This is a genomic window from Collinsella tanakaei, assembly GCF_030373545.1.
Lineage (GTDB): Bacteria > Actinomycetota > Coriobacteriia > Coriobacteriales > Coriobacteriaceae > Collinsella > Collinsella tanakaei_C.
In genome coordinates this window covers 26,549-51,223 of record NZ_JAUDCO010000003.1, presented here as the reverse complement: position 1 = coordinate 51,223, position 24,675 = coordinate 26,549, and the positions used below count along the sequence as shown (strand labels likewise).

The 24,675-nt window shown below is 66.5% G+C and carries 19 protein-coding genes; 9 read left to right on the top strand and 10 right to left on the bottom strand.

What is annotated here, in order from left to right; all coding sequences use genetic code 11:
* Positions 1-9 precede the first annotated feature (9 nt).
* Positions 10-777, bottom strand: coding sequence for a tRNA threonylcarbamoyladenosine dehydratase (locus tag QUW00_RS03060; RefSeq protein WP_289612929.1), 768 nt, complete (start codon positions 775-777; stop codon positions 10-12).
* 208 nt (positions 778-985) lie between these two features.
* On the opposite strand from QUW00_RS03060, the gene ettA reads away from it, so the two are divergent.
* On the top strand, positions 986-2,665 hold the full coding sequence (ettA, locus tag QUW00_RS03055) for an energy-dependent translational throttle protein EttA (RefSeq protein WP_289612928.1): 1,680 nt from the start codon (positions 986-988) through the stop codon (positions 2,663-2,665).
* 86 nt (positions 2,666-2,751) lie between these two features.
* Here ettA and QUW00_RS03050 read toward each other — a convergent pair whose 3' ends face one another.
* The 3 genes from QUW00_RS03050 to QUW00_RS03040 all read right to left on the bottom strand — a co-directional run bounded on the left by QUW00_RS03050 (position 2,752) and on the right by QUW00_RS03040 (position 6,443).
* Positions 2,752-4,053, bottom strand: a complete 1,302-nt coding sequence (locus tag QUW00_RS03050; RefSeq protein ID WP_289612927.1) for a hypothetical protein — start codon at positions 4,051-4,053, stop codon at positions 2,752-2,754.
* Between the two features lie 184 nt (positions 4,054-4,237).
* The gene (locus QUW00_RS03045; RefSeq protein WP_289612926.1) at positions 4,238-5,185 is read right to left on the bottom strand and encodes a hypothetical protein; all 948 of its coding nucleotides are present in this window, start codon (positions 5,183-5,185) and stop codon (positions 4,238-4,240) included.
* Between the two features lie 214 nt (positions 5,186-5,399).
* Complete coding sequence (locus QUW00_RS03040; RefSeq protein ID WP_289612925.1) at positions 5,400-6,443, bottom strand: glycosyltransferase; 1,044 nt, start codon at positions 6,441-6,443, stop codon at positions 5,400-5,402.
* Positions 6,444-6,730: 287 nt separating this feature from the next.
* Here QUW00_RS03040 and QUW00_RS03035 point away from each other — a divergent pair, with 287 nt between their 5' ends.
* From QUW00_RS03035 to QUW00_RS03000, 8 genes are all read left to right on the top strand, one after another.
* Positions 6,731-7,873, top strand: a complete 1,143-nt coding sequence (locus QUW00_RS03035) for a glycosyltransferase family 2 protein (RefSeq protein ID WP_289612924.1) — start codon at positions 6,731-6,733, stop codon at positions 7,871-7,873.
* Positions 7,866-8,969 carry a glycosyltransferase family 2 protein gene (locus tag QUW00_RS03030; protein WP_289612923.1) on the top strand — a complete coding sequence of 368 codons (1,104 nt, stop codon included), beginning with the start codon at positions 7,866-7,868 and terminating at the stop codon, positions 8,967-8,969. The genes QUW00_RS03035 and QUW00_RS03030 overlap by 8 nt, the downstream gene beginning before the upstream one ends.
* Before the next feature lie 190 nt (positions 8,970-9,159).
* On the top strand, positions 9,160-11,202 hold the full coding sequence (locus tag QUW00_RS03025) for an NAD(+) synthase (protein WP_289612922.1): 2,043 nt from the start codon (positions 9,160-9,162) through the stop codon (positions 11,200-11,202).
* A 114-nt stretch (positions 11,203-11,316) separates the two neighbouring features.
* Entirely contained in the window at positions 11,317-12,477 is a 1,161-nt protein-coding gene (locus tag QUW00_RS03020) for a pyridoxal phosphate-dependent aminotransferase (protein ID WP_289612921.1), read from the top strand.
* Positions 12,478-12,762: 285 nt separating this feature from the next.
* Positions 12,763-13,710 (top strand): L-lactate dehydrogenase, encoded by a 948-nt coding sequence (locus tag QUW00_RS03015; RefSeq protein ID WP_289612920.1) that lies wholly within the window; start codon positions 12,763-12,765, stop codon positions 13,708-13,710.
* Between the two features lie 327 nt (positions 13,711-14,037).
* Complete coding sequence (locus QUW00_RS03010) at positions 14,038-15,807, top strand: glycoside hydrolase family 13 protein (protein ID WP_289612919.1); 1,770 nt, start codon at positions 14,038-14,040, stop codon at positions 15,805-15,807.
* Between the two features lie 284 nt (positions 15,808-16,091).
* Positions 16,092-17,579, top strand: coding sequence for a DUF2974 domain-containing protein (locus QUW00_RS03005; protein WP_289612918.1), 1,488 nt, complete (start codon positions 16,092-16,094; stop codon positions 17,577-17,579).
* A gap of 78 nt (positions 17,580-17,657) precedes the next feature.
* Positions 17,658-18,662, top strand: a complete 1,005-nt coding sequence (locus tag QUW00_RS03000) for a nucleoid-associated protein (RefSeq protein ID WP_289612917.1) — start codon at positions 17,658-17,660, stop codon at positions 18,660-18,662.
* Positions 18,663-18,946: 284 nt separating this feature from the next.
* On the opposite strand, the gene QUW00_RS02995 is transcribed toward QUW00_RS03000, so the two are convergent.
* The 6 genes from QUW00_RS02995 to dapA all read right to left on the bottom strand — a co-directional run bounded on the left by QUW00_RS02995 (position 18,947) and on the right by dapA (position 24,675).
* Complete coding sequence (locus QUW00_RS02995) at positions 18,947-19,309, bottom strand: DUF1667 domain-containing protein (RefSeq protein ID WP_289612916.1); 363 nt, start codon at positions 19,307-19,309, stop codon at positions 18,947-18,949.
* Positions 19,303-20,541: an FAD-dependent oxidoreductase gene (locus QUW00_RS02990; RefSeq protein WP_289612915.1), complete on the bottom strand. Its 1,239-nt coding sequence runs from the start codon at positions 20,539-20,541 to the stop codon at positions 19,303-19,305. Before QUW00_RS02990 ends, QUW00_RS02995 begins: the two co-directional genes overlap by 7 nt.
* Positions 20,541-22,040, bottom strand: a complete 1,500-nt coding sequence (locus QUW00_RS02985) for an NAD(P)/FAD-dependent oxidoreductase (protein WP_289612914.1) — start codon at positions 22,038-22,040, stop codon at positions 20,541-20,543. Before QUW00_RS02985 ends, QUW00_RS02990 begins: the two co-directional genes overlap by 1 nt.
* A gap of 209 nt (positions 22,041-22,249) precedes the next feature.
* Positions 22,250-22,951, bottom strand: coding sequence for a 2,3,4,5-tetrahydropyridine-2,6-dicarboxylate N-acetyltransferase (gene dapD / locus QUW00_RS02980; RefSeq protein ID WP_289612913.1), 702 nt, complete (start codon positions 22,949-22,951; stop codon positions 22,250-22,252).
* 106 nt (positions 22,952-23,057) lie between these two features.
* Entirely contained in the window at positions 23,058-23,792 is a 735-nt protein-coding gene (dapB, locus tag QUW00_RS02975) for a 4-hydroxy-tetrahydrodipicolinate reductase (RefSeq protein WP_289612912.1), read from the bottom strand.
* The gene (dapA, locus tag QUW00_RS02970) at positions 23,785-24,675 is read right to left on the bottom strand and encodes a 4-hydroxy-tetrahydrodipicolinate synthase (RefSeq protein ID WP_289612911.1); all 891 of its coding nucleotides are present in this window, start codon (positions 24,673-24,675) and stop codon (positions 23,785-23,787) included. Before dapA ends, dapB begins: the two co-directional genes overlap by 8 nt.

Here is a 24,675-nt window from a genome sequence, read left to right as displayed (position 1 = left end):
CCCGACCCCTTATGCGCCGGCGCGCGTGCCGTCGGGACGGACGGGCTCGCAGCCCACGCCCGAGATGCGCCGAATGACCTCGCCGGCGATCATCTGGCCCATGATGGGCGGCATGAAGCTCGCCGTCCCCAGCTCGCGGCGCCCCGCGCCCTGCGCGTCGCGCGACGCGGGTGGCTCCTCGCACGAGTACAGCACGCGCAGGTGCCGGATACCGCGGCGCCGGCACTCCTTGCGGATGACGCGCGAGAGCGGGTCGCGGATCGTGTCGTGGATGTCGGCGATGCGCAGGCACTCGGGGTGCAGCTTGTTGGCAGCGCCCATGCTGCTGATGAGGGGGATGCCGCGCGCCGGCGCGAGCTCGGCGATGGCGAGCTTGGTCGCGACGGTGTCGATGGCGTCGACGATGTAGTCGATGCGCCCGCCACAGGCCGCAAGGCAGTTGTCGACAAGCTCGTCGAGATTCTCGGGCAGCACGAAGGCATCTCGTGCGACGACCTTGCAGGCGGGGTTGATGTCGGCGATCATGGCCGCCATGACATCGATTTTGCGTCGGCCGACGGTGCTGGTAAACGCGATTGCCTGGCGGTTGATGTTGCTCGGGGCGACCACGTCCTTGTCGATGATGACAAGGCGTCCGATGCCGCCGCGCGCCAACGCCTCGATGCAGTTGGAGCCCACGCCGCCCACGCCGAACACCATGACGGTTGCCTGCTGCAGGCGGGCGAGTCCCTCGTCGCCCATGATGATGCGAAGCCGATCGGTGGCTGTCTCTGCCATGTTCATGCCTTTCGCGTCCCGGTTGTACGATCACGATTATAGGGGTCCATGACGTCGGCGACGTGTCTTGTGGGGCGAACAACAGGTCCGCTCCTCGATGAGTATCCGAGTGGTTTCGTCGTGGAGAAGAAAGTCGCATGTCGCGCTCGCTGCGGTTATCTGCGAGGATGGTCGCATACCTATCAACTGACCCAACAGGGAGTTCTTCATGGCAGAGTTCATCTACCAGATGTATCAGGCGCGCAAGGCGCACGGTGACAAGGTCATCCTCGACGACGTCACGCTGTCGTTTTACCCGGGCGCCAAGATCGGCGTCGTGGGCCCCAACGGCATGGGCAAGTCAACGCTGCTCAAGATCATGGCCGGCATCGAGGAGGTCTCCAACGGCGAGGCGCGCCTCACGCCCGGCTACACCGTCGGCATCCTCGAGCAGGAGCCGCCGCTTGACGACGACAAGACCGTCATCGAGAACATCCGCATGGCGTTCGGCGACCTGCTCGCCAAGGTCGATCGTTTCAACAAGATCGGCGAGGAGATGTGCGACCCCGACTGCGACATGGACGCCCTCATGGCCGAGATGGGCAAGCTGCAGGACGAGATCGACGCAGCTGACGGCTGGGATATCGACAGCAAGCTCGGCCAGGCGATGGACGCGCTGCAGTGCCCTGACGCCGACATGCCGGTAAACGTCCTGTCCGGTGGCGAGCGCCGCCGCGTCGCCCTGTGCAAGCTTTTGCTCGAGGCGCCCGACCTGCTGCTGCTCGACGAGCCCACCAACCACCTCGACGCCGAGTCGGTTCTGTGGCTCGAGCACTTCCTGCACAACTATTCCGGCGCCGTGCTCGCCGTCACCCACGACCGCTACTTCCTGGACAACGTCGCCGAGTGGATCTGCGAGGTTGACCGCGGCCACCTGTACCCGTACAAGGGCAACTACTCGACCTACCTCGAGACCAAGGCGGCGCGCATCGCCGCCCAGGGCCAGCGCGACGCCAAGCTCGCCAAGCGCATGGCCGCCGAGCTCGAGTGGGTCCGCAGCTCGCCGAAGGCGCGCCAGGCCAAGAACAAGGCCCGTCTGGCCCGCTACGAGGAGATGGAGGCGGAGGCCCGCGCGAGCCAGAAGCTCGACTACACCGACATCCGCATCCCGGTCGGCCCGCGCCTGGGTGCCAAGGTGCTCGAGGTCGAGCACCTGCACAAGGAGTTCGACGGCCGCGTGCTCATCGACGACCTGTCGTTCAGCCTGCCGCGCAACGGCATCGTGGGCGTCATCGGCCCCAACGGCGTGGGCAAGTCGACCCTGTTCAAGATGATCATGGGGCTGGAGCAGCCCACCTCCGGCACGATCACGCTCGGCGAGACCGTGAAGCTCTCCTACGTTGACCAGGGCCGCGAGGGCATCGACCCCAACAAGTCCCTGTGGGAGGTCGTCTCGGATGGCAACGACATCATGATCGTGGGCGAGTCCGAGGTGCCGAGCCGCGCCTACGTGGCGAGCTTCGGCTTCAAGGGCTCCGACCAGCAGAAGCGCGCCGGCGTGCTCTCCGGCGGCGAGCGCAACCGCCTGAACCTGGCGCTCACGCTCAAGCAGGGCGGCAACCTGCTGCTGCTCGACGAGCCTACCAACGACCTCGACGTCGAGACGCTCTCCTCGCTCGAGGCGGCGCTGCTCGAGTTCCCGGGCTGCTCGGTCGTCATCAGCCACGACCGCATGTTCCTCGACCGCGTTGCCACGCACATCCTTGCGTGGGAGGGCACCGACGAGAACCCGGGCAACTGGTTCTGGTTCGAGGGCAACTTCGAGGCCTATCAGGAGAACCGCGTCGCGCGCCTGGGCGAGGACGCCGCCCGCCCGCATCGCATTCGCCGCAAGCTCACCCGCGACTAGCGCCAACTGAAACAACGTAAGGGACGGGACCGCTTGAGCCATTTGACTCAAGCGGTCCCGTCTTCGTGTGCATCGATGTGCGAGGGCTATTCGGCGGAGGTGACGATCCAGGCGGCACCGCCGTTCGTCGTGTTGCGCCTGAGGTGGATGGTGACGGCGTGGCGCTGGCCATCGCGCGTGTAGCCCAGGGGGAAGGCCATGCGGTTGCGCGTGGCCTCGAGTGTCCCGCGCAGCCGGGCGATGTGGTAGTACTCGGTCATGATGCCGAGGACGTCTGCGCCGTAGGGGAGCAGATAGGTCATCTCGGCGAGCACCTCGGCGGGACAGTAGACGTCGTAGGCGAAGTCGCACGGGGCGTCGTCAGGCAAAGCCGGCTCGGGAGCGGGCGCGGCTGCGGGGGCAGGCTTGGCGGGCGGCGTCGCGCTTGCGGGCTCAGCTGCGGGCGCGGGCTCCGTCGTGGCGGCCGGTTCGTCTGTCGGTGCGTCTTCGGTGGCAGACGGCTGGTCCACAGGTGCATCCTCGGCGGCGTCTGCAATCACGTCCAGCCGCTCTGGCGCGGCCTCATTCGAATCGTCCACGGCGGCGCTTGTGATGCCGGGCGTGGACTCGAGCGTCCTCATGCCGGCGTTTGCGTTTTCGGGGTCGTAGACGACGGTCAGGGTGATGGCGGGTTGCACGGCTTCCGCGTCGGCAGGGGCTTGCTCGTCCTCTCCAGCGTCCTCGGGCGCCGTGGGCACGTTGTCGGCGGACTCGTCGACAACGGCTTCGGTTCCGGTCGCCTCAGGCATCGGGGCCGCGGTGCTCTCTGATCCCTCGCCATCGCTCTGCGCTTCAGAGGCGTGCTCCTCCGCGGCGGGGCTCGGCGTGCTCGGCACGCCGGCTTCCGTGGACAGCTCTGCCGCATCTGGCGAGCCGTCGGACGCGGTTTGGGGGGCCGCGCTCGCGTCGGGCACGGCCGCGTCCGCCGCAACGGCATCTGCCGCGGGGGCGTTCGCGCCGACTTCCTCCACCTTGCGCTTGATGCGGCGCGGTTTGACGGGTTTCAGGCTCTTGTCGGCTTTCTTGCGCTTCCACGGTTTGCCGGAGGTGTCGGTCTGCTGCTTCTCGGGCGCGGCGAGCGCCTCGTCCCAAGCGGGCTGGGCGATCACGGTGGCGTAGACGCGCCCGCCCTTGAACACGGTGAGCTTGATGAAGTCGTCGAGCTGTTCGAGCAGCTCGCGTGTGCTTTCAAAACCGAGGTCGACCGCTTCCATGCGGTCGGTGGCAAGGGCCTCCTCGACGCGGGGCAGCAGGGTCTGCTTGCCGCATCCCAGCTGTTCGGAAAGCAATCGGTACAGGTAGATATGGTTGCCGGTCGTCAGCGACGGCCGCGTATCGCGCATGCTCATGGTGCCTCATTTCTTCTGCGTCTGCACACCATCTTAGCATCGGCTGCGGCGCCCGCCGCGCGCGAGATGCACCCGCCGGCAAATCGGTGCGCGCTGCGACAAGCCGGGCGCACGCGTCGTGTCAGGGTCCGCCTCACAGCGCGTCAGGTGCCGTCCCGCAGCACCGGTACCGTTTCCTTGCGGCCTACTGGGCGGCGCCCGTCTGCCCGTTTGCCGGGGCCTGCGAAGACGTGTCGCCCGAGCCCTCGGATCCAGCCGTGCCGTCCGTGACGATGTCGCTTCCATCGCCGGGCGTCGTCGTCTCGCCGGGCGTCATCTCGCCCGTGTTCTCTCCGGTGTCGGTACCGGGTGTCGAATCCGACGCGCCCGCGTCGTCCGTGCCCGGAGCGCCGGCGGGCTCGTCAGCCGTCCCTGCATTGCCGGACGCATCGTCCGGCGCGGTGCTGTCGGCGGCATCGCTGTCGGTGTCGGCCTGTTCCGCTTCACCTTCGGCATCCTCAGCGTCAACGGTGCCGCTATCGACGGGCTGCTCGCGGGTGATGACAGGAATGATCGGCGCGGTCTTCTCACCCAAGCCGGCGCCTGCGGTGCCCAGCAGGATGGCGGCTGCGCAGGCGACGACGGCGACGAGCGCGATGACGATCGAGAACGCGATAACCTTCCGCTGGTTCGCGGTCCGCGCGGCAGCGGCGCGGGCGCGAATCTTGGACGGCGCCATGCGCGCACCAGGGGCGTCCGCGGCAGGGGCGATAACCTCGGTGGCGTCGGCAGAGCCATAGCCCGAGGCGTAGCCGCTGCGCGCGCGGTTGCCGGCCGTCTTGATCTTGCGCGCGCTCGCGTCGAGGAAGCGACGGTACAGTTGGGACGAGACGACCGTGACCACCGAGCTCACCGCCGCGCCGATGATCGAACCGGCAAGTCCGATATACGATGCGAGCGCCACGGAGGTCGCGGCGGCAGCGGCGCCGGCGATGATCTGCGCGACGGACAGCCCGTCGAACAGCCCCTGTTTGATCGGGATGGCCTGCGTCTGTCCGATCAGGTCGTCCTTGCTGGGTGCCTCATGGTCGGAGGGGCGCACGTAGATGCGCGTCTTCCGACGGCTCGTGTAGTCGTCCATATAGGGTGCCATGCCCGGTCCTTTCGCTCATGGCGGAATGCGTGAAGAAGGATGCCCGATGCGCGCCGATATGCGAGCGCGCCGAACGGGCTCCTTGGCATTTTGTACCCGTGGACGATGTATCGAGGCCCCGCGCGCAAGAGAACAAAAAGTAGCAACACACGGGGATTTCCTATGGAGCTTTGAGCCGGGACCTCAGCTGGAGCGGCGGGAACCTGACGAGGGCTTACGCGAGCACGCCGAGGGGAGGCATGGGCGCCCAGCTGCGGTCGCGGTAGATCTTGCGCGCATCGCGCATGCCGCGCACGAGGGCCGGGATGCCCGTTGCAAACGACCGGTCGACCATGACCAGGCGGATGAGCTCCTTGATGAAGGTCGCCGCGGTCCCCACACCGTACCAGAAGCGGTGGTAGTCCCCGTGCGCCTTCAGGTACTGCGCGGTATAGCCGCGGTTGCGCATGATGAAGTAGCGGTTGAAATCGCTCGTCGAGTTGAGCTGCCGCTTGCCGGCGATGTCCCAGTTGGACACGGCACGCCCGCGCTTGAGGATGACGTCGCTGACGGCTGCCGCCTTGAAGTGCTTGCTCGCCAGATAGCCATAGACGGCGTCATCCCCGTAGATGAAGTAACGCGGGTCGGGAAGGCCGATCGCCTTCACCACGCGGCGCGAGAACAGGCCGCCCTCAAAGCACAGCTGATTGGTGGGGCGAAAGCCCGTGGGGCCAAAGCCCGCGGGCGCGATGGGGTTGGGGATGCCGAGCGGCGTGATCAGGCGATACATCCAATAGAAGTCGCCGCCGTCGAAGTCGTGGCGTGCGCCCTGGATGACGTCGAAGCGGTCGGTCCAGCGCGCGAGCTTGTCGATGGCGTCGGGCAGGACCGTCACGTCGTCGTCCATGACCCAGAACCATTGCGCGCCCAAGCGATAGGCGCGATCGATGCCGGCCGAGAAGCCGCCGGCGCCGCCCAGGTTATCGGTCTGCGGGGCGTAGACGACGCGCACGCCTCCGCCGAGATCGTCGGGCTCAGGGGCGCCCCATGCGGCGTCCAGGCGCTCGTTGAGGTCGGACACCATGCGGGCGGTTCGCTCTGAGTTCTCGTTGTCGACGACGATGATGCGCCACGGCGCGGATGTCAGGTTGACCAGGGATTCGAACAGGTCGGCGAGCAGTTCTTGGCGCTTGTAGGTGACGGCGATGACGGCGAGCCGGTCGATGGGGCACGGCGCGTGCGTGCGCTTGTTCCCGCGTTTGTCCAGGATATGTTCCATGTCCGAGCCACCACCTTTCAAGGGGCTGTCGGTGGGTTGGGGCGTGGCGCCCGATACGGGCGACACGATGCGGCTCATTATAGAAACGCCGTGTTTGCAAACCGTAAGAATGGCGAAAGCTTGCAGTATCTGTATCAAAACGAAATGGTTTCTTTATCTATGTGAAGAGCGCGTGTCACATCTGTCTACCTGCGGTAAAGAGTTTTACAACTTTGCATCATCCCGGCCGACGCGGGGTAGTATCGCAGCGCTTTGTGTGGTGAGAGCCAACGCGAGGAGGCGACACCGTGGTTTTCGCAAACAGAGCGGGCGAGGCCGCCGGGGCACCCGTGCGGTCGGGAGAGGCACCCGTACTCTCGCTGCTCGTTCCCGTCTATAACGTCAGGAGCTATCTCGAGGAGAGCCTTGCGTCGGCATGTGCCCAATCGCTTGCCGACATCGAGATCGTGTGCATCGACGACGGGTCGACCGACGGCTCGGCGGACATCTTGCGCGCCCGCGCCGAACGCGACGCGCGCATCCGCGTGATATCGAAGGAAAACACGGGCTACGGCGACTCCATGAACCGGGGTCTCGCCGCTGCCCGCGGCGAGTTCGTAGGCATCCTCGAGCCCGATGACCTTGCATGTGCGGACGGCCTGCGCGCGCTCGTCGCCGCCGCCCGTAAGGCCGGCGCCGATCTGGCGAAGGGCAACTTCGAACGGTACTGGTCCGTTCCCCGCGTGCGTACGGCGCCTGTGCGGGTTGTGCCCGCGAACAGGTGCGGTAAGGCGCTGCGCCCCCGGGACGACGCGACGATCTTCTCCTGCGAGCCCTCGATCTGGTCGGCGGTGTACCGTCGTTCGTTTTTGGAGGACAACGGCATTCGCTTTTTGCCCACGCCCGGCGCGTCGTTTCAGGACTGCTCCTTTGCGTTCAAGGTGCTCGCGAGCGCCGAGCGCGCGGTCTACGTCAACAGGGCGGTCGTGCGCTATCGACAGGACAACGAGAGCTCGTCGGTCAAGGCGCCTGACAAGGCGTTTTGCACATGCGGCGAATACGCCGAGATCGAGCGCTGGATCGGATGCGAGTTCGCCGCGCGCCATGGCGAGGCGGAGGCGGTCCGGCTGCTGCGCGCAGCCCAGGTCGCCAAGTACGACTCGTATATGTGGAGCTATGTCCGCTTGGCGCCGGAGCTCCGCGCGCCGTTTCTTGACCGCATGGCGCGCGAGTTCGCGCGGGATCTGGACGCCCAGACGGTGTCGCTTGCGGACTTTCGCCCCTGGAAGCGTGCGAACCTCGAGGCGATCGTGCGCGACCCTGAGCTCTGGCTCAAAAGATATCCAGGCTATGCCACGGCGGGATCGCTTGGACGCATGGTCCACTACCTGCGGCTGGGAGGTCCCGGCTTGGTGGCATCATACGCGTTGGGCAGGCTTCGCCATGGCTGATGAGACGAACGCTGCCATGCCGTCTGGACGGGTGTCCGACGCCTGTGCGCCGCAGTCGCCCCTCATGACCTTCGTCGTTCCCGTCTACAACACCGAGACGACCGTGGGCGCGTGTCTGGACTCGGCGCTCGTCCAGACCGTGCGCGACATCGAGGTCGTCTGCGTGGACGACGGCTCGCCCGACGGGGCGGGGGAGGTGCTCGAGCGCTACGCCGCGCTCGATGGCCGCGTGCGCGTCCTGCATCAGGCGAATGCCGGTCTGGCTGCGGCGCGCAACGCCGGCATGGCCGCCGCGCGCGGGCGTCTCGTGGCGTTTCTCGATTCCGACGACATGGTCGCGCCGACCTTTGCGGAGCGCATCGCCCGCGCCTTCGCGTCGGCGCGCGATGTCGACGTCGTGACCTGCGGCGCTGCCTGTGAGCCGCCCGAGCTCGCCTCGGCGCGCATCAAGCGCCTGCTGAGTCCCGCCGACGCCGTCTACCGCGGCTTCAGTGCGGACCTGCTGTTCTCCGCCAACGCGCAGCCCTATGCGTGTCGCACGGTCGTCGACCGCTCGTTTGCCCTGCGCGAGAGCATTCGCTTCGATGAGTCGCTGCGCTTCGCGGAGGACGTCGCCTTTCACTTCACCGTGTATCCGCTCGCTCGCACGACGGTGCTCATATCGGACAAGCTCTACCGCTACCGCATGAACGATGCCTCGCTCACGCACGAACACGACGGCGCGGCCGCCCGGGAGCGCAAGCTCGCCAGGCATCTGGACGTGCTTGCGAGCATCTTCTCGGCATGGGACGCGCGCGGCCTCGGCCCTCTGTGTCCCGAGCGGATGGTCACGTGGTGTCTCGACTTCACCCTGTTCGACATCGCCTGCCTTGATCCGAAGACGTCCAGTGCGATGTCGTGCCGTTTGAACCGGATGCTCGCGCAGGCGTATGGAGCGGCGTGGGCCGACCTGCCGGCGCACCCTGCCGTGCGACGCGCGGCGCATGCCGTGGCGGGCGCGGACGCCTGCGGAATCAGGCTCGGACGGCTCGGCTTGGCGCGCTTCTTCGTGGCGACGCGCGGCTGGGCGCAGTGTCTCGCGCGCTTGGTGCGATAGCGCGCGTCCGAACGCCGAACGGGCGGCGGTGACGCGCGGGGGACGGCGTCGGGAACACCGCGCAAGGGGATAGGGTCGCCGCGCCTTCTTGGTCAATGGGTCTCATCTGTCCGTCCGTGAGCTCGCGGGTGCCGTCGGGTGCTCGACAACGCTACAATAGCGGGAGCAACACGACTGCGAAGGAGCGGGCATGGACGAGCTGTATGTTACGGGCGCACAGAGGGCGTCGGGATCTTGTGGCGACGGGTTTTTCCGCGTTGCGGCGGCCACCCCGCATATCCGGGTCGCCGACGTTGACGCCAACGCCGATGCGGCGCTCGCCTGCATCCGTGACGCCGCGGCGCGCGGAGTCGGCGCGCTCGTGCTGCCCGAGCTCAACCTGACCGGATATACCTGCGCGGACCTGTTCTTGGATCGCGCGTTGCTGCGCGCTTGCGAGCGCGCCGTGGCGCGGCTGCTCGACGAGACGCGCGACCTGCCGATCCTGTTTACCCTCGGCGTCCCCGTCGCCTGCGACGAGGCGCTGTACAACTGCGTCGCCGTGTGCTGCGCAGGGCGCCTGCTGGGCCTCACCGTCAAGCGCAACCTGCCCACCTACAGCGAGTTCTACGAGCGCCGCTGGTTTGCTCCCGCCCCCATCAATCCCATGCGGCCCATTCGCTATGCGGGCCAGGAGTCCGTGTCCATAGGATGGGGCACCGTCTACCGCTGCGTCGATGCCGGTCTTGAGTACGTGGTGATCGGCGTCGAGGCCTGCGAGGACCTGTGGGTGCCCGCGCCGCCTTCGATCGACATGGCGGTGAGCGGCGGCGCGACCGTCATCCTCAACGCATCCGCCTCCGATGAGGTCATCGGCAAGGCGGAGTACCGCCGCGACCTGGTGCGCGGGCAGTCGGCGCGCCTGTATTGCGCCTATGCGTACGCCGACGCGGGCGAGGGGGAGTCCACGACCGACCTGGTCTTCGCCGGCGAGAACCTCATCGCCGAAAACGGCAGCCTGGTTGCGCGTACCGACCTGTTCACCTGTGATATGGCCGTGGCCGACGTCGACATCGACCGCCTGCTCGCCGAGCGCCGCCGTTGTACCACGTGGGAGAAGCCCGCGTTTTCCTGCGGCCCCAGAAGCGTCGTCGACTTCTCCTATCGGGGTGAGGCCTACGTCGCCGGGCAGGGACAGGCGTCCGATGCGCCGAAGCTCATGCGCTCGGCCCTTGCGTGCGACCGGGTCTTTGCCCGCACGCCGTTTGTCCCCGCCGATCGCGGCGACCTCGCCGAGCGCTGCGAGACGATTTTCGGCCTGCAGGCCGCGGGTCTGAAGACGCGTCTTGCCCACACCGGCACCAAGCGCGCCGTCATCGGCCTGTCCGGCGGTCTCGACTCCACGCTCGCCCTGCTCGTCACCGTCCGTGCCTTTGATGCCCTGGACATGCCGCGCACCGGCATCACCGCCGTCTCCATGCCCGGGTTCGGCACGACGGGGCGCACCAAGGGCAACGCCGAGACGCTCGCGCACGCCCTTGGCGTGGATTTCCGTGAGATCTCGATCCATGCGGCGGTGGAACAGCACTTTGCCGACATCGGACACGACCCTGCCGTCACCGACGTCACCTACGAGAACAGCCAGGCCCGCGAGCGCACGCAGATTCTCATGGACCTTGCCAACGAGCTCGGCGGTTTCGTGATCGGCACGGGCGACCTGTCCGAGCTCGCGCTCGGCTGGGCTACCTACAACGGCGACCACATGAGCATGTACGCCGTGAACGCGAGCGTCCCCAAGACGCTCGTGCGGCACCTCGTCCGCTATGCGGCTGGTCTGTATGGCGGCAAAATCGAGGAGACCCTGCTCGACATCCTGGATACGCCCGTCTCGCCCGAGCTGCTTCCGCCGACCGGCGACGGCCAGATCGCGCAGAAGACGGAGGACCTCGTGGGGCCTTACGAGCTGCACGACTTCTTCCTGTATCACCTGCTGCGCTTCGGGTTCGCTCCGGGCAAGATCTACCGCATGGCGTGCCGCTCGTTTGCCGGCGCCTACGACGAGCGCACCGTCTGGAGTTGGCTGCGCGTGTTCTACCGGCGCTTCTTTGCCCAGCAGTTCAAGCGCAGCTGCCTGCCGGACGGCCCCAAGGTGGGCTCGGTCACGCTCAGCCCGCGCGGCGACTGGCGCATGCCCTCCGACGCGAGCGCCCGCCTGTGGCTCGCTGAGATCGACGAGCTGGAGCCTGCGTCCTGATACGGAGACGTATCATGTTGTCATGCCCGTAGTCGCGTGCGGGTCGCATTGCGCTGCGGCATCGCGCGCCCTTGATGATCCGGATGAAACCCTGTGAGTGGAGGAGATGCATCCATGCAGTTCTCAAAGCGTCTCGATCTGTTTGGCGACGAGGTGTTCGCCGCCCTCAACCAGCGCCGCCTGAAGCTCGAGGCCGAAGGCCGCACCATCTATAACCTTTCGGTCGGCACGCCCGACTTCGCTCCGTACGACCATGTGGTCGAGGCGCTGCGCACGGCTGCCGCCGAGCCCACGGAGTGGAAGTACAGCTTGGGCGATCTGCCCGAGCTCAAGCAGGCGGTCTGCGACTACTACGCGCGTCGCTTCGGGGTTGAGGGCATCACGCCCGACATGGTGGCCAGCTGCAACGGCACGCAGGAGGGCGTGGGCCATCTGGGTCTGGCGCTGCTCGATCCGGGCGATACGGTGCTCGTGCCCGATCCGTGCTATCCGGTGTTCGAGGCGGGCGTGAAGATCGCCGGCGGCGAGCTTGCCTACTACCCGCTCAATGCGGAGCACGATTTTCTGCCCTATGTGGCCGGTATCGACCCTGCGGTGGCCGATCGCGCCAAGTACATGATCGTGTCGCTGCCCGCCAACCCCGTGGGAAGCGTGGGGACGCCGGAGCTCTACGAGGAGATCATCGCCTTCGCGCGCGAGCACGACCTGCTGATCGTCCATGACAATGCCTATTCCGACATCGTCTACGACGGCCCGCACGGCGGCAGCTTCCTGAGCTATCCCGGCGCGCTCGAGGTGGGCGTCGAGTTCTTCTCGCTGTCCAAGTCCTTCAACGTGACCGGCGCGCGCATCGGCTTCATCGTCGGCCGTCCGGATGTCGTGGCTGCATTCGCCAAGCTGCGCGGCCAGATCGATTTCGGCATGTTCTTCCCGATCCAGCGCGCCGCGATCGCCGCGCTCACCGGCCCGCTCGATGAGGTCGAGGCTCAGCGGCTCAAGTACCAGGCGCGCCGTGATGCGCTGTGCGACGGGCTGGAGCGCATCGGCTGGGAGCGTCCCAACGCGCACGGCACGATGTTCGTGTGGGCCAAGCTGCCCGGCGGGCGCACGGACTCCATGGCGTTTTGCGAGGAGCTTATGGACCGCGCAGGCGTGATCGTCACGCCCGGCGCGAGCTTCGGTCCGCACGGCGAGGGCTACGTGCGTATGGCCCTCGTGCTGCCGCCCGAGGGCCTTCAGGCCGCTGTCGCCGCAATCGAGGCCGCCGGCATCTAGTATCTGGATGGGTTGGTTGGGGACGTGTTCCTTCCAACCCATTTTCGCTTTCAGATGGGTTCGCTGGGGGCGTGTTCCCTCCAACCTATTTTCGCTCGGCGCTCCTTCAGTCAACCCGACGTCACCGCAAGATGGGTTGGCGGGAACACGTCCCCAACCAACCCCTCATATGTAAATGTTATAAGAATGGTAGGAATTAGCGGCGACGCGTTTAGGGCGGAGCAATCCGGATATATTTGACACCGTGGTACCGATACCAATCCCGATTGAATCAGGGGGACTACCATGGTCAACGATAGAAAAGTCGCCGTCGTCGGATGCGGGTTCGTCGGCTCGTCGTCGGCGTTTGCCCTCATGCAAAGCGGGCTGTTTTCCGAGATGGTCCTTATCGACGTGGACCGCGCCCGCGCCGAGGGCGAGGCGCTCGACATCAGCCACGGGGCGCCGTTCGCGCATCCCATGCGCATCTACGCCGGCGACTACGAGGATGCCGCCGATGCGGCGATCATCGTGGTGACGGCGGGCGCTGCGCAGAAACCCGGCGAGACGCGTCTGGATCTGGTGAACAAGAACGTCGCCATCTACCGCAGCATCATCCCGCGCATTCGGGAGGTTGGCTTCGAGGGCATCCTACTTGTCGTCTCCAACCCGGTCGACGTGCTCACCTATGCCGCCATCAAGATGTCCGGCCTGCCCGAGAGCCGCGTGATCGGTTCGGGCACTGTGCTCGACACCGCCCGCCTGCAGGAGGCACTCGGCGATCATCTGGGCGTTGATCCACGCGATGTCGAGGCGTACATCATCGGTGAGCACGGCGACTCCGAGCTTGCCGTGTGGTCGAGCGCCGACGTTGCCGGCGTACCGCTCAAGGACTTCTGCGAGATGCGCGGCCACTTCGACCACGAGGCGACCGAGGCGCGTATCGCCGACGAGGTCCGCCATGCCGCCTACGAGATCATCGCTCGCAAGCACGCGACGTATTACGGCATCGCGATGTCGGTCCAGCGCCTGTGCCGGGCGATTATGGGTGACGAGAAGTGCATCCTGCCCGTCTCGAGTCTCATGGTGGGGGAGTACGGCCTTTCCGACATCGCCATCTCCATGCCCACGATCATCGGCCGCGGCGGCATCGAGTGCCGCGTGCCCATCTCCCTTGACGATGAGGAGCTTGGTGAGCTGCACCGCTCCGCTGCGGCGCTGTCCGAGGTCATCGACCGCGCGCAGCTGCGCTAGCTGAATGTGCTGGCTGCGTCGGCGCCCATCGGCCTGTGTGACGGTGTGCGCCGGCTGCTGGAGAAGCGGTTATCGACTGGCTCCCGACCGACCGGCGACCTCCCGGTGGCTGACCGATTGGCAACCAACCGGCTTCCGACCAAATGACAACCAACCGGTCCTCGACCCACTTCCGACCGACCGCCTTCCTCCCGACCGGCAACCACCCCTCGCACCCTGTCATATCCCGCGCAAAAACCGGTCGCATTTTGCTATCGCGCCATTCTTGTTCGTACAAGCATGGCGCGATAGAATGGCCCCGATGACCGACGCGAGAGGGAGGTAGCCATGGCACTCAACGCGATCGAATGGTGGAAGCAGGCTGTCGTGTACCAGGTGTATCCGCGCAGCTTCCGCGATGCCAACGGGGACGGTCTGGGCGATATCCGCGGGGTGACCGCCGAAATCGATTACCTCGCCGAGCTCGGCATCGACGCCATCTGGCTCTCGCCGTTCTATCCTTCAGAGCTCGCCGACGGCGGGTACGACGTCATCGATTACCGCGACGTCGACCCGCGCTTGGGTACGCTCGACGATTTCGACGAGCTTGTCGCCGCCGCGCACGGCCGCGGCATCCGCGTGATCGTGGACATCGTGCCCAACCACACCTCAAACAAGCATCGCTTCTTCCAGGCGGCGCTCGCCGCGGGTCCCGGTTCGCCCGAGCGCGAACGCTATATCTTCCGGCCCGGACGCGGGGATCACGGCGAGCTTCCTCCCAACGGCTGGATGTCGTGCTTCGGCGGCTCGGCGTGGGAGCGCGTCGAGGACGGCGAATGGTACCTGCACCTGTTTGCCGCCGAGCAGCCCGACCTCAACTGGCAGCACCCCGACGTGCGCGAGGAGTTCGAGCGCACGCTGCGCTTTTGGTGCGACCGCGGCGTCGACGGCTTCCGCGTGGACGTGGCGCATGCCCTGGCCAAGGACCTGACGAGCCGTCCGCTCGACGAGCTCGACCAAGCGCCCAAGCAGGGGAGCGGCAACGCGGACAACCCCTTGTGGGACCGCCCCGAGGTGCATGAGATCTACCGCTCGTGGCGCCGCATCTTCAACGAGTACGAGCCGCCGCGCTTCGCCGTCGCCGAGGCCTGGGTGACACCCGACCATCAGCGCTTCTACGCCTCGCCCGACGAGCTGGGTCAGGTGTTCAACTTCGAGTTCGCCAAGGCGGACTGGTTTGCCGCTGATTTCCGCCGCGCCATCGAGGAGGGCCTGTCATGCGCCGAGCTCTCCGGCTCGACGAGCACGTGGGTGCTCTCGAACCACGACGTACCGCGACACGCCACGCGCTACGGGCTTCCTCAGGTCAAGGCCAGCACGCACCATCAGCTCGCGGCCGACTGGCTGCTGCGCGACGGCGCGACCTACCCGGAGGATCGCGCGCTGGGGACCCGCCGCGCGCGGGCGGCGCTGCTCATGGAGATGGGGCTTCCCGGTTCGGCCTATATCTACCAGGGTGAGGAGCTCGGTCTGTTCGAGGTCGCAACCATCCCGTGGGATCGCCTGGAAGATCCGCAGGCGCGCCGCACAGCGCATGGCGACGCCATCAAGGGCCGTGACGGGTGCCGCGTGCCGCTTCCGTGGGTCGCCGGCGATGCGCCGCAGCCGGCAGCCTGGGACCCGTCGTTTGGCGATGGCGCGACGGGCTCGTTTGGGTTCTCGGCTCCTGTCGTCGGCGGGCGGGACGCCGTGACGGCGCCCGCCGCACCTCACCTGCCGCAGCCGTTGTGGTTCGCCGCGCATGCCGTCGATGCCGAGCGCGCCGACGCCGATTCGATGCTGTCGTTCTACCGCCGCGTGCTTGCGCTGCGCTCCGAGCTGCTGGCCTCCACGGGCGACACCTCGTGCGCCTGGGTCGACGAGGCGACGTTGGGTGACACGCCCGAGCACGTCATCGCCTACGAGCGCCCGGCATCCGGCGGGCGTGTTGTGGTGAGCGTGACGAACTTCGGGTCGGCGCCCGTTCCTGCCCCCGCAGGCGAGTTGCTGATCGCATCTGCACCGCTGGCGGATGACGGTTCCGTCCCACGCGATACCTCGGCGTGGTTTATCCGCTGAGTAGGCGAGACCGAAACCGAAACCGAAATTCGAAATGCTAGGCGCATCTTCAAGGGGCGCTTCACGGCCTTGCCGTGCAGCCCCTTGTGCCCCGCCCGGCAAGTTTGTACCTAGCGACAAGGGTGCAGCTAGCGACAAGGGTGCACCTGGCGTCATCTTGTCGTCCGGCCCCTCGCCGCCCTCACGGCGACAAGTTTGTTCCCGGCACCATCTTGTCGCCATTTTGTCGCGCTTGCGGAGGGAGTAGCATAGGGGTGTCTGGTGTCGAGGGCAGAGGGGCACGTATGGTGGATATGTTGGATCATGGGGCGGAGAGGCCTGCCGACTTCGCTATGTCTGGCGATGGGGAGGAGCCGTCCGTCAATCCTGTACCAGATAAGCCTGACGAGCCCGCAGGCGCGTGCGAACCCGCCGATTCCGCCGAGCCCGCGCCTTCCGCTCCGTCAAGGATCGTCGCCGCGCTCACCTCGATCCTTCCCGACCGGGTGTCGAACCGCCTGCCGATGCTGAGCGACACCTCCGATCCCGTGGCGGCGTCCGTTGCCGATGAGGCTCACGATGCCGAGGCATCGCAGGCGCAGGCCCGCGCGGGCAAGCCGGGGAACTTTCTCACCTATGCCCAGACCGTGCACGACACCTTTGCAGATCGCCCGTTTTGCACGCTCGACAGCCTTGTCTTCTCGTGGATGTCGTACTATCGCCTGAACTCCGCTTTGCGCCTCTCGCATACGCGCGGGGGCATCGCGCTGCACGAGTTGATGCGTGCGGAGGATTTCGACACCATGTTCGGCACGAACTGGGATCCCGAGGGCAGTCGGGACCTGCTGTACGCCGTGTGCTCCAACCCACGCTTCCGCGATGCGCGGCTGTGCCTGTTCGCGTTTCGTACCGACCTCGATTCCGCCGAGCAGTTCGCGGCGATGACGTTTCTGCTGCCGGGAGGCGGGGCGTTTATCGCCTTCCGCGGAACGGATTCCACCCTTGTGGGATGGCATGAGGACTTCAACATGGCCTCACGCTGTCCGGTTCCCTCGCAGCGCGAGGCCCGGGCGTACCTGGAGCGCGTCGCGTCGGCGGCGGAAGGGCCGCTCTACCTGGGCGGCCACTCCAAGGGCGGCAACCTGGCGGTCTACGCCGCGTCCTGCGTCGATGCGAGCATCCAGGAGCGCATCGTGCGCGTGTACTCGCATGACGGCCCCGGGTTCAACGAGGAGTTCCTGGCGAGCGAGGGCTACCGGCGCGTGCGCGAGCGCGTGGAGAAGGTCGTGCCCAAGTCCTCCATCATCGGCCTCATCATGGACACCGAGCGCGACTTCACGGTCGTGGAGAGCGACGGCATCTCCGTTTTGCAGCACAATCCGTTTCTGTGGGAGGTCGACGGGTGCGCGTTTCGCGTCGCCGACGGGCTCTCGGCGAGCTCGCGGTACTTCGCAGCGACGATCTCGGACTGGATGGACCGCTTTACGGCAGAGGAACGCGCGTCGTTCATCGACACGCTCTTCGACGTTCTGAGCGTTCCCGGTGCGATGCGCTTCGCCGACATCCGCGAGACCTGGCGCACCAGCCTGCCTGCTATCCGCGATGCGGCCGAAGCGCTTGCGCCCGAGCAGCGCGCGTTTGTCATGGACGTCCTGAAGGCGCTCGCCCGCGTCGCGACGATCGACCGCGTCTCGGACGCGGCGTCCAGCCTGGTGGAGACCTTCCTGCCGGGGCTGGGCGATGAGGGCGATGGCGGCGAGGGCGAGGAGCAGCAGGGCGATTCGAGCGCGTGACGGATTCGTCGGAGGGGCCATCTTTGCGCGGGATTGGTATACTTTGCTGGCCTTACCCGACGCAAAGGAGACCTCTGCATGAAGATCAACCATGCCATCCTGCACATCCTCGACTTCGAGTCGGCGGTCAACGTCATGAGCGCGCGCGAGCTCGATTTGGATACCCGCGCGGTGCGCTCGTTTGTGACCTCGCATCTGCGGCGCGCCCGCGTGAGCCCCGACAACAGGCGCGGCTCGTTTGCCGAGGACAGCGCCTTTGCCGAGGAGGTCAAGGCGTATCTATTCGGCGACCGCGAGTTCGTGGACCTGTCCTGTCAGATCGCCGAGTTCTTCGCCGGCGAGCTCACCCGTGCCGACAAGGCCGAGTCGACCGACATCCTGGTGGCCGATTTCGACGACGATGACGACGTGCGGTGGTTCGCGGTGCTGCTCATGGGCAGCCGCATGGCGTTCATGCACGAGGTGGCGCGCGAGGGCGGCGAGGTGCGCAACGACATCGCCCGCCACTACGCCATCCTGCCGAGCCCCTCGCAGAAGATCACGAGCTATGCGCTCGTGCGCGCGAGCTCGATGGAGATCTTCTACCAGGACAAGAAGCGCAAGATCGCCGGTACGGACACCATGATCATCCCGGACGGCCTGCTGCAGTGCGCCACCGGCGTCTCGGGCAAGGAGGTCATCGATACGGTGACCCGCATCGTCGCAGAAGTCGCCGAGGAGCACGGCGCCAACAGCGCGGTGGCGCTCGCCCGCGCCAAGGAGGTCGTGGCGGAGCGCGTCGAGGAGGATGAGGAGATTGCCCCATGGGACCTGGCTGACGAGATCTTCGAGGACGAGCCCGCGATGCGCGAGCGCTTCGCGGCAGAGATGCGCGAGGAGCAGCTGCCCGAGCGCGTTCCGGTGGAGCGTGCGCAGGTGGAGCGCGCGGCGGTGCGCAACCATAAGATCCGTACGGACACGGGCATCGAGATCACGTTCCCGGCCGAGATGCTGCGCAACACCGAATACGTGCAGTTCGTCAACGAGCCGAACGGCCTGATTTCCATCGAGCTCAAGAATATCGGGAGCATCGAGAACCGCTAGGGCGCGCTGAGGGGCCTCGGGGAGAGCGCAGATTTCAATACCCCCGTTTAGGGGACGGATTTAGGACGACCTGCCGAGTATCACTTTTTTGGACAGTCTCTCTACCAGCGGGTTTATCAGCTGCATGCGCGTCTCTACTCAAAGGGGAACAGCAAAACCGTCCCCTAAACGGGGGTAGTGGTTCTCGCTGGTCCATAGACAACATAAAACGATACGAATGAGCGGGGCGCCCGGCCGAACCGGAGCGCCCCGCTCGTCTCATGGTGTATTGTGCGCGCCATCGCTTACGCGACGTCGACGTCCTTCGTGATGATGACGTCTGCACCGAGGCCCAACACGTCGTGGATCACCACGTCGCCCTCATGGACGGGGGCGGGGAGCTCCACACGGCGAATCTCGGCCATGACATCGAAGATGCGGTCCTTCGGGATGACGTTCGACAGGCGCACGCTCGCCAGCGGCAGCTCGCCGCCGTCGATAAGCACGGAGGTCGCGATGTTGCGCATGGGATTCTCGATCTCCTGCGTGACGTATGCTTCGCCCTTGGCGCACTTGTTGCCTGTGATGCTGGTGATGGTCGTGCCGTCCAGCTCGACGGAGATGTCGCACCCCTGAGGGCACATGATGCAGGTGAATTCCCTTAGCATGACACCTTCACCTCCAGGTCGTCGGTTTGATTGAGATCGTCTGCCTTGAGCTTGATCTGGATCATCTCGGCGGGCAGCGCCTTGGGCATGCGGCGGCGCTTGACGACGGTGTCGCCCTGCACGAGCTCCACGGTGCAGTTACGCAGCGGCCGGCGCACACGGAACGAGACGGTGACGTCGCCGGTGCCGCTGATGCGCGATGGCGTAAGGCCGCCGACGAGCTCGTTGCCGCGCACGGCGAGCTCGCATGCGGGCAGGGAGCCCTCGCGGATGAAGCGCGCCGCGCCGTCGGCCAGCGCCTCGGCCTCGAGCGACACGAAGTCAACGAGGTCGTGCACGTGCAGCACGTTGCCTGCAGCGAAGATGCCCGGAACGGTGGTCTGGTAGTTCTCGTCCACCGCCGCGCCGCTCGTGCCCGGATCCTTCTCGGCGCCGGCCATCCAGGTCAGCTCGTTTTCGGGGATGAGGCCGACCGACAGAATGAGGGTGTCGCACTCGTATTCCTGCTCGGTGCCGGGAATTGGCTGCATGTGGTCATCGACCTGCGAGATCACGACGCTCTCCAGGCGATCGGTGCCGCGGATGTCGGTGACGGTGTGGGACAGCGACAGGGGGATGCCGTAGTCGTTCAGGCACTGCTCGACGTTGCGAGGCAGACCGCTCGCGTACGGCTGAACCTCGAACACGCCGAGCACCTTGGCACCCTCGAGCGTCATACGGCGCGCCATGATCATGCCGATGTCGCCGGAGCCCAGGATGACCACGCGACGGCCCACCATCTTGTTCTTAAGGTTGATGTATGCCTGAGCCACACCTGCGGTGTACACGCCGGCCGGACGGGTGCCGGGGATGCTGATCGCGCCGCGGGTGCGCTCACGGCAACCCATGGCGAGGACGATTGCGCCGGCCTCGAACTCCATCATGCCGTGCTCCGAAGAGGAGGCGTACACGTGGCGGTCGGGTGTGATCTCGAGCACCGTGGTGTCGGTGAGGCAGGGAATCTGGAGCGCCTCGGCCTCGCGGACGAAGCGCGCGGCGTACTCGGGGCCCGAGAGGGTCTCGCCGAAGCGCGTCAGGCCGAAACCGTCATGAATGCACTGGCGCAGGATGCCGCCGGGCTTCTTCTCGCGTTCGAGGATGAGGATGTCGTCGATGCCCTTGCGGCGCAGCTCGATGGCCGCGGCGAGTCCGGCGGGACCGCCTCCGACGATGACAGCGTCCACGTGCTTCATTATGCGCTCACGCTCCCTTCGGCGGCCTCGCCCGGCGCCTGCGCGCCGCGGACGGGTCCGGTGAACATATAGGATCCGGCGTGGTTGAAGCGCACGTCGGTGGGCTCGATGCCCAGCTCCTGCTCGATCATCTCGGTGATGCGGGTCTCGCAGTACCCACCCTGGCAGCGGCCCATGGTGGCGCGCGTGCGGTTCTTGATGCCCGTGACCGTGTGGACGCCGAGCGGGTTGTTGATGGCGCGGCGGATCTCGGCGCGCGTCACCGTCTCGCAGCGGCATACGATCTCGCCGTACTCGGGGTCTTCGGCGATGGCCGCGGCCTGCTCCTCGCGCGTCATGTCGTAGAAGCGCTTGGGAGCTGGGCGCACCGGGTCGAAGTTCTCGTTGACCTGAGGCTTCTCGACCTCGACCAGGCGGGCGACGGCGCGACGCGCCAACGGCAGGGCGCAGGTGACGCCCGGGGACTCGATGCCCACGAGGTTGACGGTGTTGGGGTTGTGCTGCTGGTCGCTCTCGAGCTTGAAGTCGAGCACGTTGCCGTCCTCGTCCACGCGCTTCCAGCGGATGCCGGCAAAGTTGCGGATGAAGTACTCACGGCGCATCTGCTTGAACATCTTGGAGCCATCGCGGATAAGGCCGTCCAGATGGTCCTTGGTGCACTTGTAGTCCTCCCAGTCCTCGGTGACATAGGAGTCCGGACCCACGAGGATGTTGCCGTCGACGGTGGGCGTGGCGTGTGTGGAGAAGCCGCCCTTATCGTTGGGAGCGGGGTAGACGGGGATCTTCAGGAACTCGCCGGCCTTCTTGTCGAGCACGAAGTACTCGCCCTTGAAGCCGCGAACCGGGTAGTTGGGATAGCCGAGCATCTCGGAGATCTGGCTGGCGTAGGCGCCCGCGCAGTTGATGACCCACTTGGTGCGGAACGCGCCGGCAGGGGTGTGGACGAGGTAGCAGTCGTTGGCGATGTAGCGCTCGATGGCGGTGACCTTGCGGTCGAAGAAGAACTTCACGCCGTTTTGCGCCGCGTTGTCTGCGAGCGCGATGGTGTAGGCCATGGGGTCGAGGATGCCCGAGGACGGCACGTACATGGCGAACTCGCCGCCGGCGTGCGGCTCGATGCGCTCGATCTCCTCCTTGTCGATGATGCGCATGCCCTCGACGCCGTTCTGCTCGCCGATGGCCTTGAACTTGAGGATGTTCTCCATGTCGTGGTCGGTGAAGCCCACGACGAGCTTGCCGGTGCGCTTGAACGGCACGCCGAGCTCAGCGGCGACCTGGTCGAACTCCTTGTTGCCCTCGACGGCGCATTCGGCCTTGAGGGAACCGGGCTTGTAGGTGAATCCGGCGTGCAGCATACCGGTGTTGCGGCTGCTGTTGCCGCAGGCCACGTCGAGCTCCTTCTCGAGCACGGCGACCCGCAGGCGGTAGCGCGCGAGCTCGCGTGCCACGGCGGAGCCGACCACGCCCGCGCCGATGACGACAACGTCCCATTGCTCCATACGAATCCCTCCTGATCCGCGTCGGATAGTGCTGACTCAATCCTACGGAGCACGGGTTTCGTTGTGGTTGTTACGCAAACCACGAATCTGGTGCGGAATGCGCCGATTCTTGGTTGCCGGGTCCGGTTACGCCGATGGGGGCAGGTCGCCTGCGGTTGTGACGTGCCAACCGCAGGCGACCTGCCCCCATCGGCGGGATGTGTGCGCCTCTACAGCTGGCGCAGGCTTTCTACCAGGCCGGTCTTGCTGTCGGTCTGGGCGTCGCGCTGTTTGATGACGCGCGCGGGCACGCCGGCGACCACGGCGCCGGCCGGGACGTCCTCCACGCATACGGCGCCGGCGGCCACCACGGCGTTCTCGCCCACGCGGACGCCCTCGAGCACCACGGCGTTCGCGCCGATCATGACGCCGTCCTCCACGATGACGGGGGTGGCGCTCGCCGGCTCCACGACGCCCGCCAGCACGGTGCCGGCGCCGATGTGGCAGTTCTTGCCCACGGTGGCGCGACCGCCCAGCACCGCGCCCATGTCGATCATGGTTCCCGCGCCGATGACCGCGCCGATGTTGATGACGGCGCCCATCATGATCACGGCGTTGTCGCCGATCTCGACGCGGTCGCGGATGATCGCGCCCGGCTCGATGCGGGCGTTCACGCCCTTCAAGTCGAGCAGCGGCACGGCGGAGTTGCGACGGTCGCACTCGACGTCTGCGTACACGATGTCGTCGTTGTGGGCGTCGAGCACCGCGGCGAGCTCAGACCACTCGCCAAAGACGATGCGGCCCTCGGGTCCGCCGTAGACATGTGCGGCGCCCCAATCGATATCGGCGCCGGCGCGCTCGCGTACATAGAGCTTGACGGACGTCTTCTTCTCCGCCGAAGCGATGAAATCGATAATCTCCTGTGCGTTCATATCAATCCTTCCAAGGTGGAGTGGCTGGGGACGGATGGGTCGGTTGGGGACGTGTTCCCCTCAACCCATTTTGGGTCGGTTGGGGACGTGTTCGTCTCAACCCATTTCAGAACATCAGCTCGTCAAAGGTGTAAAAGCCGGGTTCGCGCACGGCGAGCTTTGCCGCCGCGGCGAGGGCGCCGTTCACGAAGATCTGCCGGCTCGTCGCGCGATGGGTGAGCGAGACCTCCTCGTCGGTGCCGAAAAACGACACCGTATGCACGCCGGCGACCGTGCCGCCGCGCAGGGCGTGCACGCCGACCTCGTGCGCATCGCGCGCGCCGCACATGCCCTGACGGCCATAGACGGCATGGACCTCGTCAGCGCGGGCGGTCATGACCTCGTCGAGCAGCATCTTGGCCGTGCCGCTCGGCGCATCGGCCTTCTGGTTATGGTGGCATTCGACGATCTCGACATCAAATCCGGGCAGCTCACGCGTGGCCTGCGCGGTCAGATGGCGCAGCGCCGCAACGCCGATGGAGTAGTTGCCCGACCACACGACCGGCGCGCTCGCCCCGAGCGCGCGAATCGCATCGAGCTCGTCGTCGCTGTAGCCGGTCGTTCCGCTTACAAGCGCGCAGCCGCAGCGCTGCACGTAGGAGATGACGGCGGGAAGGGTGCCGACGTTGGAGAAGTCGATCAGCACGTCTGCGGCAGGCGCGCCGTCGACCCCTGACAGGTCAAAGCCGAACTGCGCCACCACCTCAAACGCGTGCGCACCGTCGGCATCGCACATCGCCTCGGCGGTCGTGCGGATGAGGGTTCCCATGCGCCCGTCGCCCATGATCGCGATCTTAAGCACGCAGACCAGCCTCCTTCATGACGGCGACGAGCGCCTCGCGGTGAGCGTCGGCCATGGGCACGAGCGGCAGGCGGTAGTTGGCCTCGCACAGACCCATCTGCGCGCACGCCTCCTTGACGGGGATGGGGTTGACCTCGCTGAACAGGGCGTGGATGAGCGGCAGGCTCTGCACCTGGATGTCGCGGGCGCGCGCCACGTTGCCGTCCAAAAACGCGCGCACCATCTCGTGCACGAGCGCGGGCTGGATGTTCGCCCACACCGAGATCACGCCCGAGGCGCCCAGGCTCATGAGCGGTACGACCATGTCGTCGTTGCCCGAGAACATCTTGAAGTCGGGACCGATCAGGTGCGCGATGTCGCTCGCATAGGCGATCGACCCGCTCGCCTCCTTGATGCCCAGCGCGTTGGGGTGCGCGCTCAGGCGCTCGAGGTTGGCCACGCTGATGGAGCAGCCGGTGCGCCCGGGCACGTTGTACAGGATGCAGGGGATGTTGACGGCGTCGAGCACCGTGGCGAAGTGGCGGTAGATGCCCTCCTTGTTGCTCTTGTTGTAGTACGGCGTGATGAGCAGCAGGCCGTCAACGCCGAGGCGCTCGAAGGCGAGGCTCTTCTCGAGCATGGTCTGCGTGCTGTTGGAGCCCGAGCCCGCGATGACGGGGATGCGGCCGGCGGTGCGCTCGACCACGAACGACACGACCTCCTCGTCCTCCTCGTGCGTCATCGTGGAGCTCTCGCCGGTGGTGCCGAGCGGCAGCAGCGCGTCGGTGCCGGCGTCCAGGTGGAAGTCGATCAGGCGTCCGAGCGCGTCGAAATCCACGCTGCCGTCGGCGCGAAACGGGGTGATGAGGGCGACGATTGATCCCTCGAGGTTGCGGATGTCCAT

Bases quoted from the DNA above. Each gene is read 5' to 3' on its own strand.
- QUW00_RS03045 (WP_289612926.1), bottom strand. From the start codon at position 5,185: ATGGCACCCTATATGGACGACTACACGAGCCGTCGGAAGACGCGCATC.
- dapD (WP_289612913.1), bottom strand. From the start codon at position 22,951: ATGAACGCACAGGAGATTATCGATTTCATCGCTTCGGCGGAGAAGAAG.
- QUW00_RS03005 (WP_289612918.1), top strand. From the start codon at position 16,092: ATGGTGGATATGTTGGATCATGGGGCGGAGAGGCCTGCCGACTTCGCT.
- QUW00_RS03010 (WP_289612919.1), top strand. From the start codon at position 14,038: ATGGCACTCAACGCGATCGAATGGTGGAAGCAGGCTGTCGTGTACCAG.
- dapA (WP_289612911.1), bottom strand. From the start codon at position 24,675: ATGGACATCCGCAACCTCGAGGGATCAATCGTCGCCCTCATCACCCCG.
- QUW00_RS02990 (WP_289612915.1), bottom strand. From the start codon at position 20,541: ATGAAGCACGTGGACGCTGTCATCGTCGGAGGCGGTCCCGCCGGACTC.
- QUW00_RS03040 (WP_289612925.1), bottom strand. From the start codon at position 6,443: ATGGAACATATCCTGGACAAACGCGGGAACAAGCGCACGCACGCGCCG.
- QUW00_RS03030 (WP_289612923.1), top strand. From the start codon at position 7,866: ATGGCTGATGAGACGAACGCTGCCATGCCGTCTGGACGGGTGTCCGAC.
- QUW00_RS03050 (WP_289612927.1), bottom strand. From the start codon at position 4,053: ATGAGCATGCGCGATACGCGGCCGTCGCTGACGACCGGCAACCATATC.
- QUW00_RS03020 (WP_289612921.1), top strand. From the start codon at position 11,317: ATGCAGTTCTCAAAGCGTCTCGATCTGTTTGGCGACGAGGTGTTCGCC.
- ettA (WP_289612928.1), top strand. From the start codon at position 986: ATGGCAGAGTTCATCTACCAGATGTATCAGGCGCGCAAGGCGCACGGT.
- QUW00_RS03015 (WP_289612920.1), top strand. From the start codon at position 12,763: ATGGTCAACGATAGAAAAGTCGCCGTCGTCGGATGCGGGTTCGTCGGC.
- QUW00_RS02985 (WP_289612914.1), bottom strand. From the start codon at position 22,040: ATGGAGCAATGGGACGTTGTCGTCATCGGCGCGGGCGTGGTCGGCTCC.
- QUW00_RS03025 (WP_289612922.1), top strand. From the start codon at position 9,160: ATGGACGAGCTGTATGTTACGGGCGCACAGAGGGCGTCGGGATCTTGT.
- QUW00_RS03060 (WP_289612929.1), bottom strand. From the start codon at position 777: ATGGCAGAGACAGCCACCGATCGGCTTCGCATCATCATGGGCGACGAG.
- QUW00_RS03000 (WP_289612917.1), top strand. From the start codon at position 17,658: ATGAAGATCAACCATGCCATCCTGCACATCCTCGACTTCGAGTCGGCG.
- QUW00_RS02995 (WP_289612916.1), bottom strand. From the start codon at position 19,309: ATGCTAAGGGAATTCACCTGCATCATGTGCCCTCAGGGGTGCGACATC.